Raw genomic sequence first — 24,101 nt, forward strand, 5'->3', positions numbered from 1 at the left:
CAACGGGTGTATCGGGGGTGATGATGGCGCCCGTCACAGAACTGTTCGCGGCACTGCTGCTCGATGTGGCGGCCGCGCTGCTCACTGCGGAGGAGGATGACGAGGAGGACGTCAGGGCACTCGATGCGAAACTGGAGGCTGCAGCGCTACTGATGGCACTGCTCGCGGCGCTGGCAGCCTGGCTGCTTGCGCTCGCGCTGGCGGCCGAGCTGGTACTGGAAAACTGGTTGGGTTGCGTGCCCGTGGAGGAGCCTCCCGAGCCCCCTCCACCGCCGCAGGCCGCAAGCGAAGCACAGAGCGCCAGCAACAGGGCCGCGATGGGACGGTGAACGAGACAACGAACGTGGTGGGGCATGGCAGGACTCTCCGGGAGCGGCCGATCTTCGCCGGCGCAATACAGTGCAGCGTTCGCCTGCATTTTGCGCAATGTGCAACGGCAGTTCGTGAAGCATCGGGCGAACGGCCCATCCGGGTTTCCGGGCGCCGAGGTAGCGGGAACCATGCGCCGCCTGTCGCGGCTGAGGGGCCGCTCGTTTGGAAATCCTCTGGAATGGGTGTCCTGGTACGGCCGCCACAGAGTGCTCGAACCCACCGGAAACATCCCGCCTGCAGAAGCTGAGGCAAACTACTACAGACAGCTTGGCACTCAGCCCGTCTCGACGGACTGCCCTCTCCCCCCGCCACCGAAGCCGAGGCGATTCAAACTGCGCGACGACGGAACCTTGACAAATCATGGCCTACAAAATCCACCGGTTCAGGCCCGAACCATTAATGAGGTCGACGTGTTAGCCGTACGCATGACAAGAATGAAATTTCTTGTGGTTGTCACATTACAAGCGCTGCTGGTTTCCTGCAGCCCTTACAAATACTACGTAAAGAGCGATTTTTCTTTTTACGCGGAAGGTTTTTTGCTCGAAAGCGCGGTGCTGCGAACCGACGGGGTGTACGTTCTCGACAAGGTCTATACCCAGCGTAACGGTTATGTCACAGATCACAGCTTCAAGGGGTACGTGCACTTTTACAAATTCTTCAAGACCGGCCAGCAAATATCATATCTGGTCCCGGAAAAGGAATTCGGGGGCGACTATCTGCGGGTCGTGAAAGAGCACGCAGCGCGTGCAGAGCGAGGAAGAACCCTGTTCGAGGGCTACTACAAGCTGAAAGATGATCGGATAATTCTCGAAGGCGTCAACGCGGCGCTTGGCAACTTTCATTACTCGCACGGCAAAATCGGCGACGACCGCCTTGAGATAATTTCGACCGCCAGCGAAGGCATCAAGGACTTCGACGAAAGAAATCTCAACTACCGGGTGGTGCACATGTACGTCTTCAAGCCTTTTAACGAGCCAAGCTATCAAGAAGTGAAGGTTGACTGGTAATGTCAAAGCTGAAAATTGCTGTTCTATTTATTTTCTTATCGCTCACATCCTGCTCGGGAAAACTAGAGTTCGTTGATTTGCCCTTGCACAGCCATCAAGGCATCTACGACCGGGACGATGAAAGACGAGGGTACGGATATTACTTTCAGAGTGTACTGGTTGATAACCCGCCAGAAGACATCGACCAGCTAAAGAGAGATCTGCTTGCGTTTCATAAGCGACACCTTCACCCTGCTTTCGAAGGAAAAAAACTGAGCACTTACAGCACCACATTCTACAAACACAACAGAACAACAAAGTACTTCATTGATCATGAAGACGACCCCGGTGGCTTTTCAAGCGAGATACTTTCTGACTACTTCAACACTCACGGCATTGCGATCGTAATAACCACCAGGGTCGGGAAAGGAGACGCCTTGAAAACCGAGATCTCTTTCCCTGACAAAGAAGGCTCCGAGATCCTGGAGTCACCTCCAGCACAAACCCGAAAGACAGCCGGGACCCCGGCATCATCATGAAAAAGCTCGCGATTTTCATTTCTCTACTGTCAGTTGGCTGCGCAAATGCGGCCAATTTGAACTGGTTCTGCTTCGTCTCAAAAGATGAGGCAAAGCCGATCTACCTGGCGTTTGCATTTGCCAATAACAAAAGTACCGATGCCTTCGTGCGATACAGGAATGGAAGCGGTGTTATTTCCCTGAAGCAGAAAAGTCTGGAAAGCATCGAAATGGCCGAAGGGCGTCCATTTGAAAACACCTATGAATACATTGAAAAAACCGGTCGCGCTGATGCGGGAAGGTACACCGTCGTTGTTCAAGGTGCTGTTTTTTACGGTTTTAGCTACACGTCAACGAAAAGGGCCAAACCCTACGAGTTCGTGATGGATACAGCATCTGAGGGAGGCTCAGGTTGTAAGTGGTAACGGGCGAAGTCGTTTGGCAAAAATCAAAACAACACGGGAGCCTACGCACAATGAAAATATGCACGACTCTGCTTTTGCTGGCACTGACTCCCGCACTCACCCCTGGAATTGCTTCAGGACAGACGCCTGTGTCGTCCATCACAGATGCTACATGGGCACAGTACAAAGGCGAGTATCCGCAAAGCCCGCTTTGCAGTGCAGACGAAATCACGTTGTGGAGCTGCAAAAGCGGAAAGCACGTTTACTCGCTGTGTTCGTCGCGCACTATGACCCGTACGACGGGCTATCTGCAGTACCGCGCTTCCCTGCGCGGCAGAGTAGTACTGACCTATCCGCCCGACAAAAGACCGCCCGCGGGCGCTTTCACCTACAACTCCTTTGCTAACGGCGATGCGTCCATCGACTTCTCGAACAATGGGTACCGATACACCTTGTTTGATCCGCTGAGAGGAGGTTCGTCAATAAGCGTCTTGGCGCCAGAGCCTTCCAGAAAAAATACCGAAATAACTTGCCAGGCCGTTCAGACACTTCAGATCAACTACACAATGCGACTGATGTACGACTCTGGAACATGGAAAGTAAATTAGGCGGCAAAATCTCTATCCATACGAATCAAACGCTTACAGCCCCATCAGCACAACCGCCCCGAGGCATGAGGACTCGACACCTCCAGCCGTCTTCCCGCGTGAGTCAGCAATTATTGATCAGAACGCCGGGGGAATAGAAATCCCCAAATGCATCGTTGTAATACCTGATTATTGCCTTATTTTTGTTTTGGCTGTTTTCACACTTTACGAACCCAAAAACCGCAATCCCATCCACATCCTGATACCTGCTGAACTCCTCGCTTGAAAAACCACCAGGATCCTCCTTGCTGTCCAGGAAATAGGCGGTTCTGGAAGTATACTTGTAGACGTAAATTGTCGAATCTTTATTGTGTGAAAAATTATCAACGAGATATTTTTCAATCAGTTCTTTTGAATTCTGAATGTTTTCTGGCAGACCTTTTATTAGAACAAGATTCGATACGCTACTGGATCGAAAAAATTCCGGATTTTCACTGCATGACATCACAAACAAAGAAAATAAAGCCATCAAATAACGCACAATTTATCACACTCTATCAAAATTTGATTTTACACAAGGCTCTAAAAATCAAACAGCCAACTTAAAAAGCTTTACCACCATATATTCAAATATCATCTACCACCTGAATTTCAGACTGGATAGATAGTACATAACCCCCATAGCTCCCCCTGCTGCAACCACGGGGACCAGAGACAGAGATAGCCCTATAGCCCAGATATTGGTATATGTGCTCCACGAGGCTTCTCTCTCGTCAAAAATCAAAGTGTTGATGTATATCCAGCTAACGGTCAACACCGCCACAAAACAAACTGTTCTGGTACGCAGCCCAGGTTTTTTCCAGAGGAAAATCAGCTGCATCAGACCCCACCCGAGAACTGGCAACAGACTTGACCACAGCAGGTCAGAAAATATGTCGCAGTCAATACAGGATGACGACGGCGATTTTTTGTACTCCCACAAAGCCCAATACCCTTGAATGACTGTAAAAACCGGGATTAGAAGCACAAAATAAACAACTGGAATAAAACGTAGAGGTTTTCTCATTTCAGTACAATAAACGCAATTCCGGATCGGAGCATCGGTTCTTCGACATTCTGACTTTATTTATAATTTGAAAAAATATTTCAAAGAATTTGAGTTTAACGGAATTCTTCTGAAGTGGCCTGGATCTGCCGGCTTACTCATCTCAATCGCGCTCGTAACGGCTGGATGTTAAGGGCGCGACAAACAAGGGGGTTCAGCACTGCACCAAGAGCGACTTTTGTCGCTCCAAACTAGTCAAACCATGGGGCTTGTATCCTCCAAAGAGCGTGCCACACTGAGTCTCGTTCGGTTCAATTTTCTTCTCGTTTTCACCGCCATATCACATGACCTTCGCCCGAAAACCTTCGTTCAAAGCCATACTCATTGCCTTCTGCGCCACCGCTGCAATGGCCACGCATGCTCAGCCGTATTGGCTGCACAAAAGCGGCACCATGGTTTACGACTCATCGACCGGTTTGGTGTGGGCTCGGTGCAGCGTCGGGCAACAATGGAATGGCGACAGCTGCGCGGGGGAAGCAAAGGACTATCAGTTTGAGCAGGCTTTTGACGTTGTCAGCCGCATCAATTCAACGGGCAATTTGGGTGGCATCACAAACTGGGCCCTGCCCAATGTGCGGCAACTACAGAGCCTCCGGCAATGCACGGCTGGCTTCAGACCCAACACGAACATCGATCTGAATGACCAGCTCCCGCCTGTGCCACAGGAATGCAAACGCACAAAGGACGACCGCTACCACATTCATCCCGTCGCGTTTCCCCAGTCCGAAGCCTTGTATTGGACATCGACGCCCTTGGCTGGCAGCAAGCACCTGGCCTGGAGTGTTGGCTTCAGCAATGGCTTGCTGGAGACCATGGGGCGAAAGCTACCGTTTTATTTGCGACTGGTCCGCTCCATGCCACTGACGGGAAACCCAGCGGACGCCGGCTTCACGCAAAAACTCAATATTTTCCCCGCCAGCCCGCTCACACTCGACGGGCGCTGATCCGCAGCAACAAGACCGAGGCCCAGGTGCCTCGCGAGCGCGATGTGAGCCTGTTGCTTGGCGCGGCGGAGGCGATGCACCTTGTCACAGAGGCACTCCCGGCCAAGGGCATCCTGCCTCAGCGGGCGCGCTGAGGCCCGCGCTTGCACGCGTAATGACGCAACCCTTGACGCGAGAACGGGCAGGAACCATCTCGCCGCCCGATACTCCTACCCACCCGACGTTCCATAAAGACAGCTCATGTATCGCATACCACTCCTCCTCAGTCTTTACGCCGTTCTCAACACAGCGTGGGCCCAATCGACACCGCCCGTGAGTCTGCCGGGGTATACCGAGGGGGCCCAGGTCATCCGCGTCGCACGCGAGACCGAGCAGGTCGACAGCATCAACGGGGTGATTTACGCACAGTGGAAAGGCACGCGCTCGGTGCGCCAGATGCAGATGTCCCTGCTCGTTCCGCGCACCAACGATCTGAAGCCCGCCATCGTGTACTTCCCCGGCGGCGGCTTCACGACGGCCGAGCACGACAAGTACATTGAAATGCGCATGGCATTGGCGCAGGCAGGCTTCGTCGTGGCAGCGGTGGAGTACCGCACGGTGCCGAGCAAGTTCCCGGCACCGCTGGAAGACGCCAAGGCCGCCGTGCGCTACCTGCGCGAGCACGCCGGCGAGTACGGCATCGACGCGTCGCGCATCGGCGCACTGGGAGACTCGGCCGGCGGCTATGTCGCACAGCTGCTGGGCACCACCAACGGCGAGAAGCGCTTTGACAAAGGCGTCTTCCTCGACAAATCGTCCGATGTACAGGCCGTCGTCACGCTCTATGGCCTGTCAGATCTGAGCAATATCGGCGCGGGCTTTCCGCCGAACATCCAGGCCGTGCACGAGTCGCCCGCCGTCACCGAAGCCCTGCTCGTGAACGGGCCAGCCTTTGCAGGCTTTGCCGGAGCGTCGATCCAGAGCGTGCCCGAGCGGGCCAGGGATGCCAGTCCCATGGGGCACCTGGGTGGCAAGAAGCCACCCTTTCTGATCTTCCATGGCAGCGCTGACAACCACGTCTCTCCCGTACAGAGCGCGCAGCTCTACCGGGGCCTGATCAGCGGCGGCAACAAGGCCGAATACATCCTCGTCGAAGGCGCGGGCCACGGTGAGCTGGTGTGGTTCCAGAAGCCCATCATCGACAGGGTGGTGAATTGGTACCGGCAGACGCTGGGCGCGCCAGTCCGTGGCAAAGGCCAGGGGGCCGATTCAAACGCCAATCTCTGAGGACCGACCGTCGCCCTGCAGCCCACCGGCTTTGCCCTCACCCCCTCGGGCTTGCCCCTGCGGGTAGTGACGAGCCCAAGGATGTCGTGCCATTCTGATTCGCGATACGCCCACCGGGCGGCGCTGAGAGGAGAACGACATGGCACGCAGGGCATTGGTGATCAGTGGCGGCGCGCCCAACGCGACGCTGGTGGGCGGCGCGCTGGAGGCATTTGCCGAGCTGGGGCTGGAGTTTGATGTCGTCACCATGTCAGGCGCCGGCGCACTGCTGGGCCTGATGTATCTGGCGCCGCGCAACGGCAACCCGGTGACGACGCTGCGCGGGCTGACCGAGCTGGGGATCGCGGACGCGATCTACGAGGGCTTTCCGGTCAATTACAAGGTCTTCAACAAACCCGGTGCGCTGGCAGACGTCTATCGCCAGATGCTGGCCGGCAATCCCTTGCTGCAGCAGGTGATGGCGCAACCGGCGCGCGATCCGCTCACGCAGATGGCCAAAGATGGCTTGTCCCTCTGGCTGGCAACCGTCTGCCCATCAAGCCTGACGCCTGCCTCGACCGGGCTGTGCGCACACGTGCCGTTTGCCGACCAGATCATCGACTTTGCGCAGATCGCGAGCGTCAAGCCGGCGCTCTACCTCAATGCCTACAACCTCAGCCAGCGGCAGATGGAGAACTTCGACAAGACCGCGCTGAACCCACTGCACCTGCAGGCAGCCCTGTCCTTCCCCTTCCTCTACCCGCCGACACAGATCGGCAGCGACCTCTACATCGAGGGCGCGGCGCTGGACTGTCTGAACTTCAAGGGCCTGATGGAGAACCACCCCGAGCTCGAAGAGATCGTGGTATTCGACCTGCTGGGCGCCGAGCGCCTGCTGCGCGCGCCGCGTGACCTGTATGACGCATGGGTCATGTCCATCATCACGCCGCTGGTGGAGATTGCACGCGACGACGTGAAACTCTTCGAGCAGGTACACATGCCCAGGTACCCCAAGCTCAAACCGCTGTTCAAGGTGCCACTCGTCGACGACGTGCCGGAGAAATTCCTGCCCGACGTCTTCGATTGGTCACGCAGCAACCTCGAGCGCCTGTACCGGATGGGCTACGACACCGCGCATCGCTACGCGCAGGCAAATCTTTGAAACGCATCGCCCGCGCTCCGCGCAGGCGATGGGGCTTTCAGGCCCTCAGCGCCGCTGCGTGGTGCGCAATGTGCTCGCCGATGAAGCTGGCGATGAAGTAATAGCTGTGGTCGTAGCCGGGTTGTCGCCGCAGCGTAAACGGGTGGCCAGCAGCGTCGGCGGCGGCCTGCAGTCGCTCGGGCTGCAACTGCTTGTCGAGGAATTCGTCGGCACCTCCTTGATCGATCAACAGCGGCAGGCGTTCGCTGGCCGTCGCGATGAGCTCACAGGCATCCCAGGCTTTCCAGGTTTCGCGATCAGCACCGAGGTAAGCGCTGAAGGCTTTCTCGCCCCACGGCACCTGCGAGGGTGCGACGATGGGTGAAAACGCCGACACGCTGCGATAGCGCCCGGGATTGCGCAAGGCGAGCACCAGCGCGCCATGCCCACCCATCGAGTGGCCGAAGATGCTGCGTGCGTCACTTGCCGGGAAGTGGGCTTCGATGAGCGCGGGCAGCTCGTGCACCACGTAGTCGTGCATGCGGTAGTGCGATGCCCAGGGCGCCTCGGTGGCGTTGAGGTAGAAGCCGGCGCCCTTGCCGATGTCGTAGCCCTCCGCATCGGCCACATCGTCACCGCGCGGGCTGGTGTCGGGCGCGACGATGATCACGCCGTGCTCGGCGGCGTAGCGCTGCGCGCCGGCCTTGGTGATGAAGTTCTGCTCGGTGCAGGTGAGGCCGGAGAGCCAGTAGAGCACGGGCAGTTTTTGTACGCTGTTGCCAGCACTCGCCTGCGGCGGCAGGTAGATGCCGAAGTTCATCGTGCAGCCCAGCGTGGTGGATTCGTGCCGCCAGACGTCTTGCCAGCCACCGAAGCAGGCGCGGTGTTCGATGCGTTCCATGATTCAAATGCTCCGAATATCAAGATTCATGTTGCGCCCCCGGACGTGCCGTCATTCCCGCGAAGGCGGGAATCCAGCAACTTCAGGGAGTCAGGTAACGACACTGGATTCCCGCCTTCGCGGGAATGACGTTGAAGTGCTGTCTCATCAGAGGGCGATGCCAGATGTGCTGGCTTCATGCACAAACCGTCAAAACAGGCGCGTCACCCCGGCGAAGGCTGGCGTGAGGACGATTTTCCAGATGTCATAACAACTCCCGCACTCAGTCCTCAGAATTTAAAAGTGAATCACCGAGCGGATCGACTTGCCTTCATGCATCAGGTCAAAGGCTTCGTTGATCTTGTCGAGACCCATGGTGTGGGTGACGAAGGGGGCGAGCTCGATCTTGCCGGCCATGGCGTCTTCGACCATGCCGGGCAACTGCGTGCGGCCTTTCACGCCACCAAAGGCGGTGCCCATCCACTTGCGGCCGGTGACGAGCTGGAAGGGGCGCGTCGAAATCTCCTGCCCCGCGCCAGCGACACCGATGATCACGCTCTGGCCCCAGCCACGGTGCGCGCATTCCAGCGCCGCACGCATGACATTCACATTGCCGATGCACTCGAAGCTGTGATCGACGCCCCATCCGGTCATCTCGACGATGACTTGCTGGATGGGCTTCTCGTGATCTTTCGGATTCACGCAGTCGGTGGCGCCCATAGCCTTCGCCAGCTCGAACTTGCCGGGGTTGGTGTCGATGGCGATGATGCGGCCGGCCTTGGCCTGGCGTGCGCCCTGGATGACGGCGAGGCCGATGCCGCCGAGGCCGAAAACGGCCACCGAGTCGCCCTCTTGCACCTTGGCGGTGTTGTGCACGGCGCCGATGCCGGTGGTGACGCCGCAGCCGAGCAGGCAGACGTGCTCGGGGTTGGCGTCGGGATTGATCTTCGCGAGGGAGACTTCGGCCACCACGGTGTACTCGCTGAAGGTCGAACAGCCCATGTAGTGGTAGAGCGGCTGGCCGTTGTACGAGAAGCGCGTCGTGCCATCGGGCATCACGCCCTTGCCCTGCGTGGCGCGCACCGACACACAGAGGTTGGTCTTGCCGCTTTTACAGAACAGGCACTCGCCGCACTCGGCGGTGTAGAGCGGAATGACGTGATCGCCGGGCTTCACACTCGTGACGCCCTCGCCCACCTCCACCACCACGCCCGCGCCTTCGTGACCCAGCACGACAGGGAACAGGCCTTCGGGGTCATCGCCTGACAACGTGAAGGCGTCGGTGTGACAGACGCCGGTGTGGGTGATCTTGACGAGCACTTCGCCCTTCCTGGGCGGGGCGACGTCGATCTCGACAATCTGCAGCGGTTCTCCAGCAGCAAAGGCGACGGCAGCGCGGGATTTCATGGGGGCTCTCCTTGCGGGAATGGTTTTCAGGGCAAATGGATTTCAGGGCAATCGGCTTACTTCAGATAGGTGCGCACGAGCGTCAGCAGCTCCTGCACGGCAGCGTCGTCCGGCGTGTGGCCGGGCTGGGCGAAGCCTTCGCGGATGTGGGCTTCGAGCACTTGCGACATCAGCCCGTTCACCGCGCCACGGATCGCGGCGATCTGCTGCAGCACGGGTGCGCAATCGGCGCCCTCTTCCAGCGCGCGCTCCAGCGCCGAGCACTGGCCGGCGATGCGACGCACACGCTTGAGAACGCGCGTTTTCTCTTCGGGGGAATGGGGCATGGGCGGGCTCCGCTGATACTCCCGGGGAGTATAGCCCGAAGCGCGGCGCTTCGTCGGGCTGTTGGAGGGATACCCCCCGGAGTATCCGGCTGGCCCGCGTTCAGGCGACGCCGGCAACGTGGCCGTCTGCTGTGGCTACGTGCTCGCCCTGAAAGATGACGAGCGGAAGCGGCGGATCGCTCGTCCCGATGACATCATGGCGACATGACTGACCTGCTCCTCTTTCTCGCTGTCATTCCCCTGCTGATGATCCTGCTGCCGGTGCTGCAGTTCATCGGCATGTTCATCGGGGTGCTGCGCGTGCCATTGTGGCAACCGGTTTTCACACAACGCGATCCCTCTGCCGCCCTGCCGCCGCATCAGGCCGCGACCCTGGCGGAGATCGAAGCGCTGGGCTTTGCGTGCATCGCGGCTTACGACCAGCACAATGGTCCTTACAGCTATCCGCAATACGTGTTCCGCCACGAGTCGGGGCGCGCGTTCGCGTGGCTGAACCTGACGCCCATGCACACGGCCGCATACCCGGTGGCCTTCAGCAGCCTGCTGCAGGATGGCACGGTGCGCTCGACGCTCAACCGCGTGCTGTGGGCCTGCGAGCATGACCGGCGACCGGGCCACGACATTGAAGACGCGATGACCGACAGCCTGGCGCAACACTGGGCGGCACATCAGGAGCGGATTCGTGAGGCTGGGCTCGCCGAGCTGGACGACGCAGAAGTCATCGCCAGGCTGCTGGCGAACAGCACGGCAACCCTCGACATCATGCGCAAGCAGGGGTTGATCGTGGCAACCGGCGACCGCTTTGCCCTCGCCGCCGGCGCGGCACTGCAAACGACGATCAACTGGTTCCGTGTGCGCAAAACGCTGGCGAGGCCATTCGCCGCGGCAGTGTTCTCGGACGCGTACCGCGCCGATTTCCATGCCGAGCTGCATGCCTACCAGAAGCGGCAGCAAGCCTCGCAACCCGAGCGCCCGGCCTTGCGGCGCTGGCTGTTCGGTGTGTCCCTGCTCGCCTTTCTCGTGCTGTGGGGCCTGGTGTTCGAGTGGCAACAGGCGCTGATGCTGGTGGGGGTGATCGGGGTACACGAGGGCGGCCATGCGCTGGCCATGTGGGCCTTCGGCCATCGTGACCTGAAGATCTTCTTCGTCCCGTTTCTTGGCGCAGCGGTGACCGCGCCCGAGATGCCGCTGGCGGTGTGGAAGCGGGCCATCATCTATCTCGCCGGCCCCCTGCCCGGTTTGCTCGCCGGTCTGGCCGCGCTGCACTGGCTGGCACTCACACCTGAGCTGCCCTGGGCAGCGGTGCTGAGCGAGCTGGCCTGGATGTCGATCTGGGTGAATCTGTTCAATCTCCTGCCCGTCACACCACTCGATGGCGGTCGCCTGCTTGAGATCGCCTTGTTCGAGCGTCATCCGCGCATACGCTTCGCCTTTGCGGGCATCAGCCTGCTCGGCTTCGTCGCGCTGGCGGTGTGGAGCAAGAGTCCGCTGATGTGGGGCGTGGTGGGCTTCATCCTGCTCGGCGTCGGCGGCCAGTGGCGCGCCATGAAACTGCGTCGCAGCGTGACACAGCATCGCAGTGGCGAGCCCGATGTTGTGCAGCTGTACCGCGAGGCCGAAACGCTGGCATCCAACAAGAACTTCATGACCCTGTGGCCCATGGTGAAGGCGGCAGAGACGCAACGCCAGTCCGTCGTGGCACGCGCGTGGGAGATGGTGGCTGCGCCCTTGCTGTTGCTCGCCATCTGGGCGCTGTCGCTGACGCTCATGCTGCCGGCCTACAGCACGCTGCGCAGCACATCTGTCACCCATGCCGCGCCGCCTACGGCCGAAGAAGCTTTTGATCAGGCTTTCGACAGCTACGACGAGGGCGAGAGCGCCGCCCAGCATCGTGAAAAACTCATGCGCCTCGCGGAAAGGCTTCCCCCACAGGACGGCCGCCACATCGACATGTTCTGGATGCAGGCGGAGGCGGGACATGGACCGGCGCAACTCAACAGGATGCAGGAGATCATCGCCCTGAAGCGTGACGGGCACTTCACCTCGCGCAAGCTGATGGTCTCCCTGTACCTGCAGACCGCACACGCCACCTGGGCAAGCCAGCCGGCAACGGACCGCGTGCGCCTCTTGCAGAACGCCGTGGACGTGATGCAGCAGATCGCGCCGGATCTCCATGCCCAGACAATCGCGGGGCAGCTGCGTGTCGCCGAAGCCATGGATGCGGCTGGCGACGAAGCCGGCGCCGAAGCGCGGCTGGCGCAGATTCGCGAAGACGTCGAGGCGCGGCAGGACTGCGACTGTGAGGCCCCCACCGTCGTGCGCGCGCAGACCTGGTTCCACCTGTCACACAATCGCGCGGCGCGTGCGCTCGAAGTGCTGGAGAGCTCGCCCTACACCGACCGCTTCAAGAAGCCGCTGAACCCGCTCGGCGAAGCCCGCGCCTGGGCCCTGATGCGCAACGACCGCAACGAAGAAGCGCTGGCCCAGATGCAGATCTCGGCCTACTCACCGCCCTACGAGCCCAGCGCAAACGACAAGGCGCGCGGCGAACAAGCCAGCCCGCCATACCTCGGCAGGCCTGCGGAGCTCGCCTACGCCCTGCAACGCGCTGGCCGGGCGAACGAGGCGCGCGACCTGTTGGCGCAACGCCAGCATGGCTGGGTGTGCTGGCGTGCGGGCAAAGCGCAGGGCAACGACGCCGTCGACCCGTGGGAGCAGCAGCGCGAAGACGACGTTAACAATGCCCTGCCCCGCTTGTGCCCTGCGCAACGCTGAATCACGCCCAGGTGCCAGCTCCCACGCCTGGCCACGTGCGCACATGCCGGGCGACATCAGCCTGTGAGGCGAATGACCGCACCGACCTCAAAAATCCGTGATGCATGCCACACAGCGCGGTGCCGTGCGCGCTGAAACGATGACATATCGCACAATCACTTTAATCGTTTTTGCTGTTTTTGTTATTTCTTGACATATCCTCTGCCGCAACGTTGCACCCACAACCCCTACGACAGAGAGGCAAGCATGGCCAACAAGACCAGCAAGGTCGCATCCCTGATTTCCGGCATCTGCCTGACTGGCCTGATGGCCAGTGCGCAGGCAACCGTCATCACTGATTTCTCGGGCAGCACGCTCGACGCAAACGTGCACCTGGATGTGCCAAACAGCAGCCTGGCGTCGGTGACGCAGAGCGGCGGCAGCCTGAACTTCCATGCCAATGGCAATGTGGACATGTGGTGGTCGCGCAACAACGCCCCCTTTGCGTGGTCAGAACGTCCTGATGTGAGTCTGGGCGACAAGTGGTGGGTCGAGACCCGGGTCACGATGCCCGGCTACTCCTACGGTCGTCTGGCAGGCATCACTTTCTACGGTGACACCGACGGCAGCGGCGGCTATGTGGATGGCATGGACTTCCACTTCGCCATCGACCAGTGGGGTTCGCAACCCGTGGTGCGCCTGCAGGGCCTGGGCGACAACATGCCAGGCGACCTCGGCGGCAACCTGACGGGAACGGCGCTGAACTACAGCAGCCCCTCCGTTTTCCTGCGCACCGAGATCATCGAGAACGGTCTGGCCGACAACTACTCGTTCTTCTACAAGCTCAACGAATCCGATGCCTGGACGCTGCTGGGCGCGATGAGCTCGACGGTCGACAACTCGCGCGCTGCAATCTTCCTGAAGAGCTACCAGGCCGCTGACGCGAGCTTCGACTACTTCACCGTCGGCACGGACGCCGAGGTACCCGAACCCACCGGCCTCGCGCTGGCGGCACTGGGCATGTTCGGCATCGCCGGCATGCGTCGACGCAAAGCTGCCTGATTCACCCTTTGCACGCAGGCCTCTCATCGACAACGCCACGAACATCGTGGCGTTGTCGTTTCCGCGTACAGCGCTGCCACGCAGCGTGAGATCACGCGTGGTGGTCGATCAAAGGTCGAGCGACGCAGTGGCTTCTTGAGGCCGCCCCAAGTCCGAGCAGGGCTAAAATCCGCGCACGGCATTCCGCATCGTGACGAAGCAGGTTGCGACAGACATCCACTCACACAGTCAGCCGATTCAATCTCAAACCGGGTTGGTGCCGACGCAGGCATCTGATCCGGTTGTTGTCTCTGAGCATCTTCGGTAGATCTTCCGTCTCACGGAAGCAGAACTTGCGCGGCAGTTCGGTGTAGAGCGAACGTGGCGGTGCATTCCACTTGATGTTCTTGAATGCCACTCCGGTTTCCGGCGAGTGGTAGTAGATGCGCGAGATACCCAGCTCCTCACGCAGGAAGAAGAGCGCCGCGGACAGCATGGCTTCGTCCCAGATCTCGGCGTACGGCGCGAGTACTTCGCAGTAGTACTTCATGAACGCTGCGGGCTGCACGTCAGATCCACACCGTCTCTGCAGATAGCCAGTATGGCCTGCACTGACCGAGCTGAATGCATAACGCGCGACGCGGACCCAATCAGACTGGACTTCTTCGATGAGCGCTTCATCGGCATCGAGATCGATATCCAGCCGCGCCCAGGCGAGTGTGTAGCGCCGGTCGATAGCGTCACTCCTGAGACTGGGATGCGAGCTGTAGTTGAACGGGTCGCGACCGGAAGGCAGCTTGAGCAGGCTGCGCAGTGCGCGGTCGTGCTCGCTGGCAAAGTTGAGTTGCAGCACAAGACTGCTACCGCCGCGACTCGTCTGTGAGCCATTCCAGCTGGAGAGGGTGAGCACATGACAGCGTGGGCTGCTGTCGCCATCAGCGCTCAGCAAATGCAGGGGCGAGAGCGTTCCGTCGCAGGCTGCGAGCAGATCGCGCAGGCGCGGCTTCTGCAACAGACTGGCCACAGGGGCGCTGCGCAAAGTGTGTACGGCCGTGGGTTGGCGTACGGCATAGCGCAGGAGTTGCAGACCGTAGCGGTCTTTATAGTAGGGATAGACAGTGCGGCCTTGCGGCAGGCTGGCGCACAGGAATTCGATGTCGCGAGTGTGCATGGTGAGCCTCGGTACGTATCAGGTATCGCCGTTGGCGATGCGAATGCAGCTGTTGCAGTTCGGGTGGGATGAATGCACGCATGAGCGCGTCTCCTGGAAAATGCGTCCGCCGGATTGGCGGACGCGGGTTGATGAAAAAACTAGCCTTTGACGCAGACGACCTGGCGCACGGTGTGCAGTACTTCGACGAGATCGGTCTGCTGCGCCATCACTTCGTCAATATCCTTGTAGGCTGCAGGAATCTCGTCGACCACCCCGCCATCCTTGCGACACTCGATCCCTTCGGTTTGCGCCGCGAGGTCAAAGCGGTTGAATCGCCGCTTCGCTTCGCTGCGACTCATGCGTCGCCCCGCACCGTGAGAACACGAGCAGAAGGACTCAGCATTGCCGAGACCGCGCACGATGTAGGACTTCGCCCCCATGCTGCCGGGGATGATGCCCAAATCCCCATCACCCGCCCGGATCGCACCTTTGCGGGTGATGAAGAGCCTCTCGCCGAAGTGCTGCTCTTGTGACACGTAGTTGTGGTGGCAGTTGATCGCTTCGTTCTCCAGCTTGAAGGGCGGAAGGAACGGGCGGATCGCTTCGAGCACGAGGTTCAGCATCAGGCGACGGTTCTCCATCGCGTAGTCCTGCGCCCAGTCGACCGCGAACACGTAGTCATCGAACAGCTCTGATCCTTCGCTGAAATACGCAAGGTCACGATCCGGCAGATTGATGGCATGGCGGCGCATGTCCTTCTGGGCTGCGGCGATGAAGTAACGACCGATCACATTGCCGATGCCACGACTGCCCGAGTGCAGCATCACCCACACCTGCTGTGCTTCGTCGATGCACAGTTCGATGAAGTGATTGCCGCCCCCCAGCGTGCCGAGCTGGCACATCCAGGAGTCCCGGAACTTGCGTTGCATCTTCATGATGCCGGGATGGCGTCCGACAATCTGATCCAGTCGGTCAGAGAGACGACGTGCCTGCCGCTGCAGCGCGCTACCCTTCATCTTGCTCGCCTCGTGCTGCTCGAAGCCCACAGGTACAGCGGCTTCAATGCTGCTGCGGATGCGTGCAAGATTGTCGGGCAGCTCGCTCGCCTTGAGCGACAGCCGCACCGCGTTCATCCCGCAGCCGATGTCGACACCCACGGCCGCCGGAATGATGGCGGACGCGGTGGGAATGACGGAGCCGACAGTTGCGCCGATACCGGCATGGACGTCCGGCATGGCGGCCACGTGATGACGCACGATGGGCAGTTGCGCCACGTTGAGCAGCTGCGCAAGCGCCTCGTGCTCCAGATCGGGCGTCCATACCTTCACCGGTACGCGCCCCTTGTTCAAAGTCATGCTGATGGGCATGGCATTTCTCCCGAGAAAACAAAAAAGCCCGGGCTGTGAAGCCAGGGCTTTTGTTCCTTCAGGAACTGCTCACCTTTTACTCCTGGCCCGGGGCTGACGCCGCCGGGGGAGACACACGTGCCACCGCCAGACGCGCTCAGCGCTGAATGAAATCCTTGGCAGTCGGTACGGGCATGGGGTTCTCCTTGGAGAAGGGAGTTGAACAACGAGTGCGCAGATTAAGCGGCTTGCAGATGGAATGTCAACGTTTGGAATCCGATCGTCACGACCTGAACCACACTGACCTGGAGATCACCCCCAAACCCAGACGCTGCGTCGTTCACCGTCAGCCGTTACTCACTGACTTTGAACAGAGCAACCTTGCACAAAGGAGCGCCACAGAGCCCCTTTCCAGTTATCTATCCGAGCGCGCCGACGTTACGGCCCGATAAGTAGCAAGCGATCACCGTAGGCCAGCACGCCCGCGTCATCCGGCAACTCGAGCAGGCCTTTCAGATGCCCTGTCGTGCGCGTGGGCATTTGTTGCCAGGTCGCGCCGGCATCCACGGAGCGCAGCACGGTGCCTGTGCGGCCGGGAATCATGATGCCTTGCTTTCGCGTCACCACGGGCTTGCGCAGGGCTTGCTCTGTCCCGCTCCGGATCTGCTGCCAGCTGGCGCCTCCATCCGCAGAACGCAGCAACGTTCCTCTATCTCCGGTGGCAATCAGCACCTTGCTGGATGCGTCATAGGCAACGTAGCGGAGTACCGCATTGCTGCCTGAGTCGAGTGACTGCCAGGTCGCGCCCGAGTCGACGGAACGCAGAATCACGCCATTGGCGCCGAGGACGAAGAATGCCCCCAGCTCGCGCACGAAGCCGACACCATAAAGATGCGTAGCGACTCCACTCTTGATCGCGTCCCAGTGCTGACCGCCGTTGCGGCTGACCTGTATGACGCCATCACGCCCTGCCGCGATGAAGCTGCCGTCTGCGCTGCTGACATCGGCATCGAAGAGATGCGGATCGGTGCGAGCGTCGGTCGCCTCCCAGGTGCGCCCGCCGTCAATGGAGCGCATGACGACACCCGGACTTGCCAACGCGAGCAGCACGCCGTTCTTTGCATCGGCGAGCATCTTCTGGAAATAACCGCGCGACGCGCTGTTGACCTCCAGCGAGCGTTGCCAGGCTGTGGCATCGCCCTCCGCGCGGATAATGGTGCCGGGTGGTCCGCCAGCAACCACGGCGCCGGACACCGGATCTTTCGTTGCGCTGAGCAGGTAGACGTCCTGCCCCAAGCCAAGCGGGAGCGGCTCCCAGCTTCGGCCAAGATCCGTCGAACGCGCAACCGAACCTTGTGGTCCGACGCTGACAAGCGTCTTGCCGTCCGCTGCAAACTGTACGTCATGTACGTAAAGGCTGATCGCTTGTTGCTGCACCTGCCAGGTCGCGCCCGCATCCGTCGAGCGCATCACGGCACCAAACTGCCCCAGGCCGGTCAACGCGCCATCAGCCACAACAAGACGACTGATGCGGTCATTGGTCGGCACACTTGCCTGCATCCAGGACTTGCCACCATCGAACGAGCGGCGCACTGCACCCGGTTCGCCACTGGCAACCAGTGCGCCCTGCTTCGGCAAATAGACAAGATGTTGCAAGTAATAGCTCGTGCCGCTCGGCACGATCTGCCAGCTGCGGCCGGCATCCGTCGAGCGAACGACAGCCCCCTTGGCCGTAGCCGCAAGCAAGGCCTTGTGCTGCACATCGTAGGCCAGCGCGCTGAGGTAATCGTCCACACCTGTCGCGACACGCGTCCATCGTCGTCCGCCGTCCGCGCTGAGCAGCACGCGGCCGTCAGCACAGGCGCCGATCAGACGCCTGAGCTCCGGCACGTACTGCAAAGCCGTCACCGTGGCGGTGGTGCCTGTACGCGATGCCTGCCAGTGCAGGCCATCGTCTGTAGAGCGCAGGATGACGCCCTCCTCGCCGGCCGCGACCCAGGTACCGTCCGGCAAGGCCAATATGCCACCCAGGTTCTTTGTCGCGGGGTTGGGAATCATGTCCCAGGTTTCGTCGCCTTTTGCAGCGCGGATCAGAACGCCCTGCTCGCCCACGGCCACCCAGCTCCGGGACCTGGCGGACCAGGCCACAGCGCGCATGCGCACGGCCGATCCAAAGGGCTGCAAGGTCCAGGTCCTGCCATCGTCGGTGGAGCGCAACATCGCTGCCATAGGGCCCGCAGCCATCAATACATCGGCGGAATCGCTGGCGGCAATTTGCGTGATGGCCTGGCTGACATCCATCGTCGATGCGGCGACCCAATGCTGGCCGGCATCGGTACTGCGCAGGATGCTGCCGTCCGTGCCGCCCACCAGCAGCGTGCCCGTGCGATGCACTTGCAGGCCAGTGAACAGCGAGGCGTTGATGACCGAGCGCCCACGGAACACCGGTGTGGGCGGCACACCTTCGGCGAAGCATGCGGCAGAGAGCACTAGCGCCCATGCCATCAGGACAAATCGAGTGAGCATCGTTGCGGAACCCTTGCCGGCTCGAACCGGCGCAATGCGCGTACTGGACGCGCATGAAACAAACCCCCGTCTCCGATGATAAGGGGGTTTTGCTTGCAACCGGGGGGGGCGGGAGAACACTTTCCGCGCAGCTTCCGGCGCCGCAAGGCTGCGGCGACGCACCCCGGATCAGATACGCATCAGCACCCGGTACTTCAGCGTGGTACTGCCGTTGGCGGGCACACTGATCTTCCATTGCGCAGTGCCTGCCGCAACCTTCTCGTGCTTGTGCGACTGCTCAAGCATGCTCCAGTCACCCGGCACGGGTTCGCGCACGGTAACCGTGACAGCCTCGCTCTTTGCGTTACGCAAGACGATTTCGTAGGCGCTTTCATATACGGCGCGGCTGTTCGGCTCATGACGGCGGAAGTCAGTCTGCTTGCGGTCAGCCGTGACATCGAATGCGTCCCCCAGCTTGAGGCGCACAGTCTCATTCTTCGGTGTGTGGCCGACTCGATCTTCGCCAACAAACTGCGCGTTGCCACTGCTGTCGCGTTTATAGACGCGCACCACGCCCTTGGGCAGCGGCATGCCCAGTCCGCTGCTCTCCTTGTTGGCGAATTCGACGAAGACGCCGACCTTGAGCTTGCTACCAATCTCTCCCGCCGCACTGCTGTAGTAGTACGGCGCGCCCGTGAGCAGAAATTCCTTCTTCACCGGCACAACCGTCGCATCGAGCAGGGACACCTGCTTGCTTTGATTATTCGCGAGCGTTGTGGGGCGCTGAAGGGTGTAGAGGTGATATTCGAACAGGCTCTCCTGTGCCATCGCCGGTTTGGCTGCAGCGGGAGCCGCCACGGCACGCCGCAGCTCGTACAGGTTGGCCACCTCTTCGCGCACGCGATTCACGTCACCCGCAACCAGTTGCAGTCGGGCATTGCCGAAGCTCGTTCCGCTCCGGTTATCCAGCGTCACCCAGCCGTTCAGGTCCAGCGTGCTGTCATCCTGGCTCAGCTCGGCGACATAGTCTGCCTTCCACGACAGGCCACCGGTCAGGTAAGACAGCTCCAAGTCCTGCGCACCGGCCTGTTTGCTGCTGAGCTGCGAGACCAGCGTCGGCCGGTCGCGCAGGTTGCTGGGCACGTTGTCGAAGACGATGCGGCCAGGCACGCCCGTCTCGATGCGGTCGCCAATCTTCAGCACCACGCCTTCCGCAGCGGCAAGCACTTCTGCCGTCTCGGTCGTCTCGGCACCCGTCATCGGGTGCGTCCTGACAATGCGCACCGTGCGCCCCACTGATTTTTCCAGCAAGCGGGCCGGCGTCAGCAGGTCATAGTCGAAATTCTGCTCCAGCAAGCTCAGACCGCCGGGATTGGTGAGACTGCGCAACAAAGCCGTCTCGGGGCGAATTTGCGCACTGACATCTCGCAGCGCCAGGCGGTTGAAGCCGGAGTCCAGCGACACGCGCCGCACCTCCTTCACCAGTGCAAGGTCCTGGTTGTAGACCGTGACGGCTACTGAACGCTGATCCTCAAGCGTACTACGCCGCTCTGGCGCTTCCGCTGCAAGGCTTGCCATGCTGAAGGCCAGCAGGCTTGCAGCAAGAGGAAGAATCCGGGGCAGTGAAACAGACTGGAGCGTTTTGCGCATGATGACCTCGTTTAACTGAATGAGTGGATGGTGCCATTTCAACGATCACGCAATGAAAACGGGGTTGAACGACACTCTGGCAGCACAAGACCTGCGTACGCTGCGGCGCAGCACAGCCCGGAACACAATGTCGCCTGTTCAGCGCAGTTCGGAAAAGTTACTGCGGGCACGTTCAGAAATTCGTCGTTTGAAACAGGGAATATCGCTCATGTCTCTTGCCCGAATGGGCAGACGGCTATCTATATGGCATTCCGTCGGCCATATTGTGATGATCTCAAACGGGGAGGCGTCATCGTGGGCCAAGCTCTCAATTCCCGCTCACTTCCAGGCCTTTTGCCCGCGTTCGGACTCCCCTCCCTGGAAGTCTCCGGCTCGATCGATCACATCCTGCGTGCAGTACGCCAGCATCTTGGAATGGATGTCGCATTTGTCTCGGAGTTCATCGGCAACGAACGGATTTTCCGCCATGTCGATGCCGCCGGATGGACGCCGATCTACATGGGTGACTCGATCCCCATGGATGTGGGCTACTGCAAGCGCGTGGTCGATGGTCGCCTGCCGCGCCTGATTCCCGACACAACGCAAGAGCGCGAGGCGATGGCCTTGCCCGAAACAACGAATATTCCCATCGGCTCGCACCTGAGCGTACCGATCCGCCTCTCGGATGGCCGCATTTACGGCACTTTCTGCTGCTTCGGCTTCCACCCCGATCACTCTCTTAACCAGCGCGATCTGGGCATGATGGAAGCCTTCGCCAGTCTTGTGGCCTACCAGATCGACCTTGATCTGCTCTCAACAAGCGAACGCAACGCAAAGTTTTCACGCATTGAAGCGGCACTGGCGCAAGGTGGCCCCGAGATCGTCTTTCAGCCCATCTGTCGGCTCAGCGACGAACGTTTCGTGGGCATGGAGTGCCTGTCTCGCTTCCCGAACAGTCAGGGCAAATCTCCGGACAAGTGGTTCGCGGAAGCGGCAGAGGTGGGCCTGGGTCCTGCGCTTGAAGTCAGCGCGATCCGCAACGCATTGCGGGCTTTGCCGCGGATGCCGGAGAACACGTACCTGTCCATCAATGCCTCACCGGAAACCGTGATGAGCCGGAATTTCGATGCGGCATTTGCCGATGTCGACACCGCACGTATCGTCCTGGAGCTCACCGAACACGCTCATGTCGACGACTACGACGCGCTGCGACGCAGTTTGAGCAGTTTGCGATCCCGCGGGTTGAAGATATCCATCGACGATGCTGGCGCGGGCTACGCCAGCATGCGCCACATCCTGAATCTGCAGCCTGAAATCATCAAACTGGATATCAGCCTCACGCGCGCCATCGATCGCGATCGCTCGCGCTGTGCGCTTGCATCGGCTCTCGTGGAATTCGGCAAGCAGACCGGCAGCAGCATTCTCGCGGAAGGCGTTGAAACGGCGAATGAGCTGGAACTGTTACGCAAGCTGGGCGCGGACAATGCCCAAGGCTACTTTCTGAGCCGCCCACTGTCGCTGGAAGACGCCCTGCGCTTCATGACGCACTGACCAGCGTCACGAAAGAAGGCTGCAGGGCGGGCCGAAATGCCCCGCCAGGCAAAGACGTGCGCTCAATCCGCGTTCGCGAAACTATCCCAACGTCCGACGCCAAACTGTGTGCTCTCGACATGCGCTTCATCGAGGTAGGCCTGACGTTCGCTATCGATATCCGACGGCAGCTCGACGGGCTCTGCGGGGGCGACAACTTGACCGATATTCATGACGATCTCCTTGCAAAGGATGCTGGCGTGGAAAGCAGCTCGCTTTCAACACCACTGTAACAGAGGCTCACCCGGATTGTCGCGACGCAACACGCTTGGTCGTGATGCATTCGCGCAATTGGAGTGACACTTTTTTCTTTTCCTTATATTGCCTTAGCCGCACTCCGCGTCAATCGGGGAGATCCCCGAACCCTCTACAATTCCGCACCGCAACACGGTCGCAAACACAGGCCGGATCCAGATTCCGCACGTCTTCGCCCCGGCAAGGCTTCAGGAAGTTACCTCTGCTGCCGAAATTGTTACCGGAAACAACGCAAGCTGACACCAACCCCTCCAAATCGAAGCCACACCGCTACGGAACCCCGCACACCATGCTGTTATCCCTGCACCGCTCCTTTCTCATCGCCCTGCTCTGCCTCCCGGTCTCCGCCGCATTGGCGACTACCCAACTCGCCGGTCGCGTTGAGCCGGCATTGGCTGAACAGGCTGCCCAGGTTGATGTACGTCTCAAACTGCGCTTCGACGCAACGCCCGCAATCGGCACAGCCGGCTTCATCAAGGTATTCAGGGCTCGCGACAACAAACTGGTCGACAGCATCGATATGGCCGGCAGTGCTGCCAGTGGCGACACCCAGACCGCAATGGCACGCGCCAACACCGAAGTCGATGCACTGGCAGCAGGTGTGAACTGGGGTGGCGGCGCTCGCTACGTCTATTTCAGGCCGGTCGTGGTGCGTGGCGAGACGGCCACCATCACCTTGCACAACAACCGGCTCGAGCCCGACACCGAGTACTACGTGACGCTGGACGCTGGTGTGCTGTCGGGCAAGATTGCGGGGGGTGACTTTGCCGGTGTGACGCGCGAAGACGGCTGGCGTTTCAAGACCCGCGCAGCGCACAAACGCAGCAGCGTCACGGTAGACGACGACGGCGAAGCCGACTTCCGTTCAATACAGGGTGCGCTGAATCACATCATGAGCCTGTCGGAATCGGACGACGCCAAGGTGCCGAAGCACATCAACGTGCGCAACGGCGTGTATGAAGAACTGCTGTTCCTGCGCGGCACGCGCAACCTCACCGTGCAAGGTGAAAGCCGCGACGGCGTCGTCGTTCACTACGACAACTACGAATCCTTCAACCCGGGTACTGGCACCAGCGATGGCAGTGCAGGTAGCGGCTTTCTGCCTGGCTGCACACCTGCCAGCAAGGCCAAGTGCGGGCGTGTCTATCTCAAGGGTGGCAGGGCGGTGTGGTTGATCGAGGGCAGCGACCTGCTGACCCTGCGCAGTTTCACGCTGAAAAATTCGCACGTGAAAGTAAGCAAGGTCGGTGAAGCGACCATCGACAACCAGGCCGAAGCCATCTACTTCAACAGCGAGGGCCGTCTGCTGGCGCGCGAGATGAACTTCATCTCGGCGCAGGACACCATCCTTGTCAAAGGCTGGAGCTGGTTCCACCGCAGCCTCGTCGCCGGCGACGTCGACTTCATCTGGGGTTACCCGCGCGCTTCGCTGTTCGAGGATTGCGAGATCCGCTCGGTGAAGAACGTCACCAACAACACCGGTTATGTACTGCAGGCACGCGCCGTCGGCAACACGCCGGGCTTCGTGTTCCTGAACAGCCGGATGACGGCCGAAGAAGGCGTGCCAGAGGGCTCGGTCTATCTCGCACGCAGCGGGGGGCAATCCTGCGGCTCGCAGAACTGCGACAACATCGCCTTCGTGAACACACAGATTGGCGTGCACATCGCAGCTGCGGGCTGGCTCGACAAGCCCCTGCCCTCGCCACGCCCGGCAACTTGCAGCGACACACTCTGTGCAGGTTGGGTCGAGTTCGGCAGCAAGAAGCTGGATGGCTCACCGCTCGACATCACACAACGCTTCGATCAGGCGATCCAGATGCCGGCGGAAACACAGGCAAAGCGTTACGCAACGCGCGCCCAGGTGTTCCGCGATTTCGGTGGTGGTGAAGGCTGGAACCCGCAGCCTTGAGGCT

General features: G+C 60.4%; 20 protein-coding genes. 11 read left to right on the top strand and 9 right to left on the bottom strand.

Annotated elements, in window-relative coordinates; genetic code table 11:
• The first annotated feature begins 20 nt into the window (after positions 1-20).
• From ABEA02_RS14630 to ABEA02_RS14645, 4 genes are read left to right on the top strand one after another with little or no spacing between them, the layout of a single operon-like run.
• On the top strand, positions 21-329 hold the full coding sequence (locus ABEA02_RS14630; protein ID WP_345533835.1) for a hypothetical protein: 309 nt from the start codon (positions 21-23) through the stop codon (positions 327-329).
• A gap of 24 nt (positions 330-353) precedes the next feature.
• Positions 354-1,379: a hypothetical protein gene (locus ABEA02_RS14635; protein ID WP_345533969.1), complete on the top strand. Its 1,026-nt coding sequence runs from the start codon at positions 354-356 to the stop codon at positions 1,377-1,379.
• Complete coding sequence (locus tag ABEA02_RS14640) at positions 1,379-1,897, top strand: hypothetical protein (protein ID WP_345533836.1); 519 nt, start codon at positions 1,379-1,381, stop codon at positions 1,895-1,897. The genes ABEA02_RS14635 and ABEA02_RS14640 overlap by 1 nt, the downstream gene beginning before the upstream one ends.
• The gene (locus tag ABEA02_RS14645) at positions 1,894-2,301 is read left to right on the top strand and encodes a hypothetical protein (protein ID WP_345533837.1); all 408 of its coding nucleotides are present in this window, start codon (positions 1,894-1,896) and stop codon (positions 2,299-2,301) included. The genes ABEA02_RS14640 and ABEA02_RS14645 overlap by 4 nt, the downstream gene beginning before the upstream one ends.
• Before the next feature lie 690 nt (positions 2,302-2,991).
• Here ABEA02_RS14645 and ABEA02_RS14650 read toward each other — a convergent pair.
• Complete coding sequence (locus ABEA02_RS14650) at positions 2,992-3,396, bottom strand: hypothetical protein (RefSeq protein ID WP_345533838.1); 405 nt, start codon at positions 3,394-3,396, stop codon at positions 2,992-2,994.
• Positions 3,397-4,256: 860 nt separating this feature from the next.
• Between ABEA02_RS14650 and ABEA02_RS14655 the strand changes: the two genes are divergently transcribed.
• The 3 genes from ABEA02_RS14655 (at position 4,257) to ABEA02_RS14665 (ending at position 7,323) form a co-directional block, all read left to right on the top strand.
• Entirely contained in the window at positions 4,257-4,916 is a 660-nt protein-coding gene (locus ABEA02_RS14655) for an Lcl C-terminal domain-containing protein (protein WP_345533839.1), read from the top strand.
• Between the two features lie 312 nt (positions 4,917-5,228).
• Positions 5,229-6,182, top strand: a complete 954-nt coding sequence (locus ABEA02_RS14660; protein WP_345533840.1) for an alpha/beta hydrolase fold domain-containing protein — start codon at positions 5,229-5,231, stop codon at positions 6,180-6,182.
• 139 nt (positions 6,183-6,321) lie between these two features.
• Entirely contained in the window at positions 6,322-7,323 is a 1,002-nt protein-coding gene (locus ABEA02_RS14665) for a patatin-like phospholipase family protein (RefSeq protein WP_345533841.1), read from the top strand.
• Between the two features lie 37 nt (positions 7,324-7,360).
• Here the strand turns inward: ABEA02_RS14665 and fghA are convergent, their stop codons facing one another.
• From fghA to ABEA02_RS14680, 3 genes are all read right to left on the bottom strand, one after another.
• Positions 7,361-8,203, bottom strand: coding sequence for an S-formylglutathione hydrolase (fghA, locus tag ABEA02_RS14670; RefSeq protein WP_345533842.1), 843 nt, complete (start codon positions 8,201-8,203; stop codon positions 7,361-7,363).
• Positions 8,204-8,479: 276 nt separating this feature from the next.
• On the bottom strand, positions 8,480-9,589 hold the full coding sequence (locus ABEA02_RS14675; protein ID WP_345533843.1) for an S-(hydroxymethyl)glutathione dehydrogenase/class III alcohol dehydrogenase: 1,110 nt from the start codon (positions 9,587-9,589) through the stop codon (positions 8,480-8,482).
• A gap of 56 nt (positions 9,590-9,645) precedes the next feature.
• Positions 9,646-9,915, bottom strand: a complete 270-nt coding sequence (locus ABEA02_RS14680; RefSeq protein WP_345533844.1) for a metal/formaldehyde-sensitive transcriptional repressor — start codon at positions 9,913-9,915, stop codon at positions 9,646-9,648.
• A 204-nt stretch (positions 9,916-10,119) separates the two neighbouring features.
• Between ABEA02_RS14680 and ABEA02_RS14685 the strand changes: the two genes are divergently transcribed.
• Both ABEA02_RS14685 and ABEA02_RS14690 read left to right on the top strand, forming a co-directional pair.
• Positions 10,120-12,690, top strand: coding sequence for a site-2 protease family protein (locus ABEA02_RS14685; RefSeq protein WP_345533845.1), 2,571 nt, complete (start codon positions 10,120-10,122; stop codon positions 12,688-12,690).
• A 246-nt stretch (positions 12,691-12,936) separates the two neighbouring features.
• A complete protein-coding gene (locus ABEA02_RS14690) occupies positions 12,937-13,731 on the top strand; it encodes a PEP-CTERM sorting domain-containing protein (protein WP_345533846.1) in 795 nt (264 codons plus the stop codon).
• A 220-nt stretch (positions 13,732-13,951) separates the two neighbouring features.
• Here the strand turns inward: ABEA02_RS14690 and ABEA02_RS14695 are convergent, their stop codons facing one another.
• The 4 genes from ABEA02_RS14695 to ABEA02_RS14710 form a co-directional block, all read right to left on the bottom strand.
• Complete coding sequence (locus ABEA02_RS14695; protein ID WP_345533847.1) at positions 13,952-14,881, bottom strand: hypothetical protein; 930 nt, start codon at positions 14,879-14,881, stop codon at positions 13,952-13,954.
• Between the two features lie 140 nt (positions 14,882-15,021).
• Positions 15,022-16,230: an RtcB family protein gene (locus ABEA02_RS14700; protein WP_345533848.1), complete on the bottom strand. Its 1,209-nt coding sequence runs from the start codon at positions 16,228-16,230 to the stop codon at positions 15,022-15,024.
• 417 nt (positions 16,231-16,647) lie between these two features.
• Positions 16,648-18,714 carry a WD40/YVTN/BNR-like repeat-containing protein gene (locus tag ABEA02_RS14705; RefSeq protein WP_345533849.1) on the bottom strand — a complete coding sequence of 689 codons (2,067 nt, stop codon included), beginning with the start codon at positions 18,712-18,714 and terminating at the stop codon, positions 16,648-16,650.
• 189 nt (positions 18,715-18,903) lie between these two features.
• Positions 18,904-20,364: a DUF4139 domain-containing protein gene (locus ABEA02_RS14710; protein ID WP_345533850.1), complete on the bottom strand. Its 1,461-nt coding sequence runs from the start codon at positions 20,362-20,364 to the stop codon at positions 18,904-18,906.
• Between the two features lie 27 nt (positions 20,365-20,391).
• On the opposite strand from ABEA02_RS14710, the gene ABEA02_RS14715 reads away from it, so the two are divergent.
• On the top strand, positions 20,392-21,894 hold the full coding sequence (locus ABEA02_RS14715; RefSeq protein ID WP_345533851.1) for a sensor domain-containing phosphodiesterase: 1,503 nt from the start codon (positions 20,392-20,394) through the stop codon (positions 21,892-21,894).
• A gap of 62 nt (positions 21,895-21,956) precedes the next feature.
• Here the strand turns inward: ABEA02_RS14715 and ABEA02_RS14720 are convergent, their stop codons facing one another.
• Positions 21,957-22,106, bottom strand: a complete 150-nt coding sequence (locus tag ABEA02_RS14720) for a hypothetical protein (protein WP_345533852.1) — start codon at positions 22,104-22,106, stop codon at positions 21,957-21,959.
• A 371-nt stretch (positions 22,107-22,477) separates the two neighbouring features.
• Here ABEA02_RS14720 and ABEA02_RS14725 point away from each other — a divergent pair, with 371 nt between their 5' ends.
• Complete coding sequence (locus ABEA02_RS14725) at positions 22,478-24,097, top strand: pectinesterase family protein (protein WP_345533853.1); 1,620 nt, start codon at positions 22,478-22,480, stop codon at positions 24,095-24,097.
• The last annotated feature ends 4 nt before the right edge of the window (positions 24,098-24,101 follow it).

This window comes from Viridibacterium curvum, from assembly GCF_039544165.1.
GTDB classification, from domain to species: Bacteria; Pseudomonadota; Gammaproteobacteria; order Burkholderiales; family Rhodocyclaceae; genus Viridibacterium; species Viridibacterium curvum.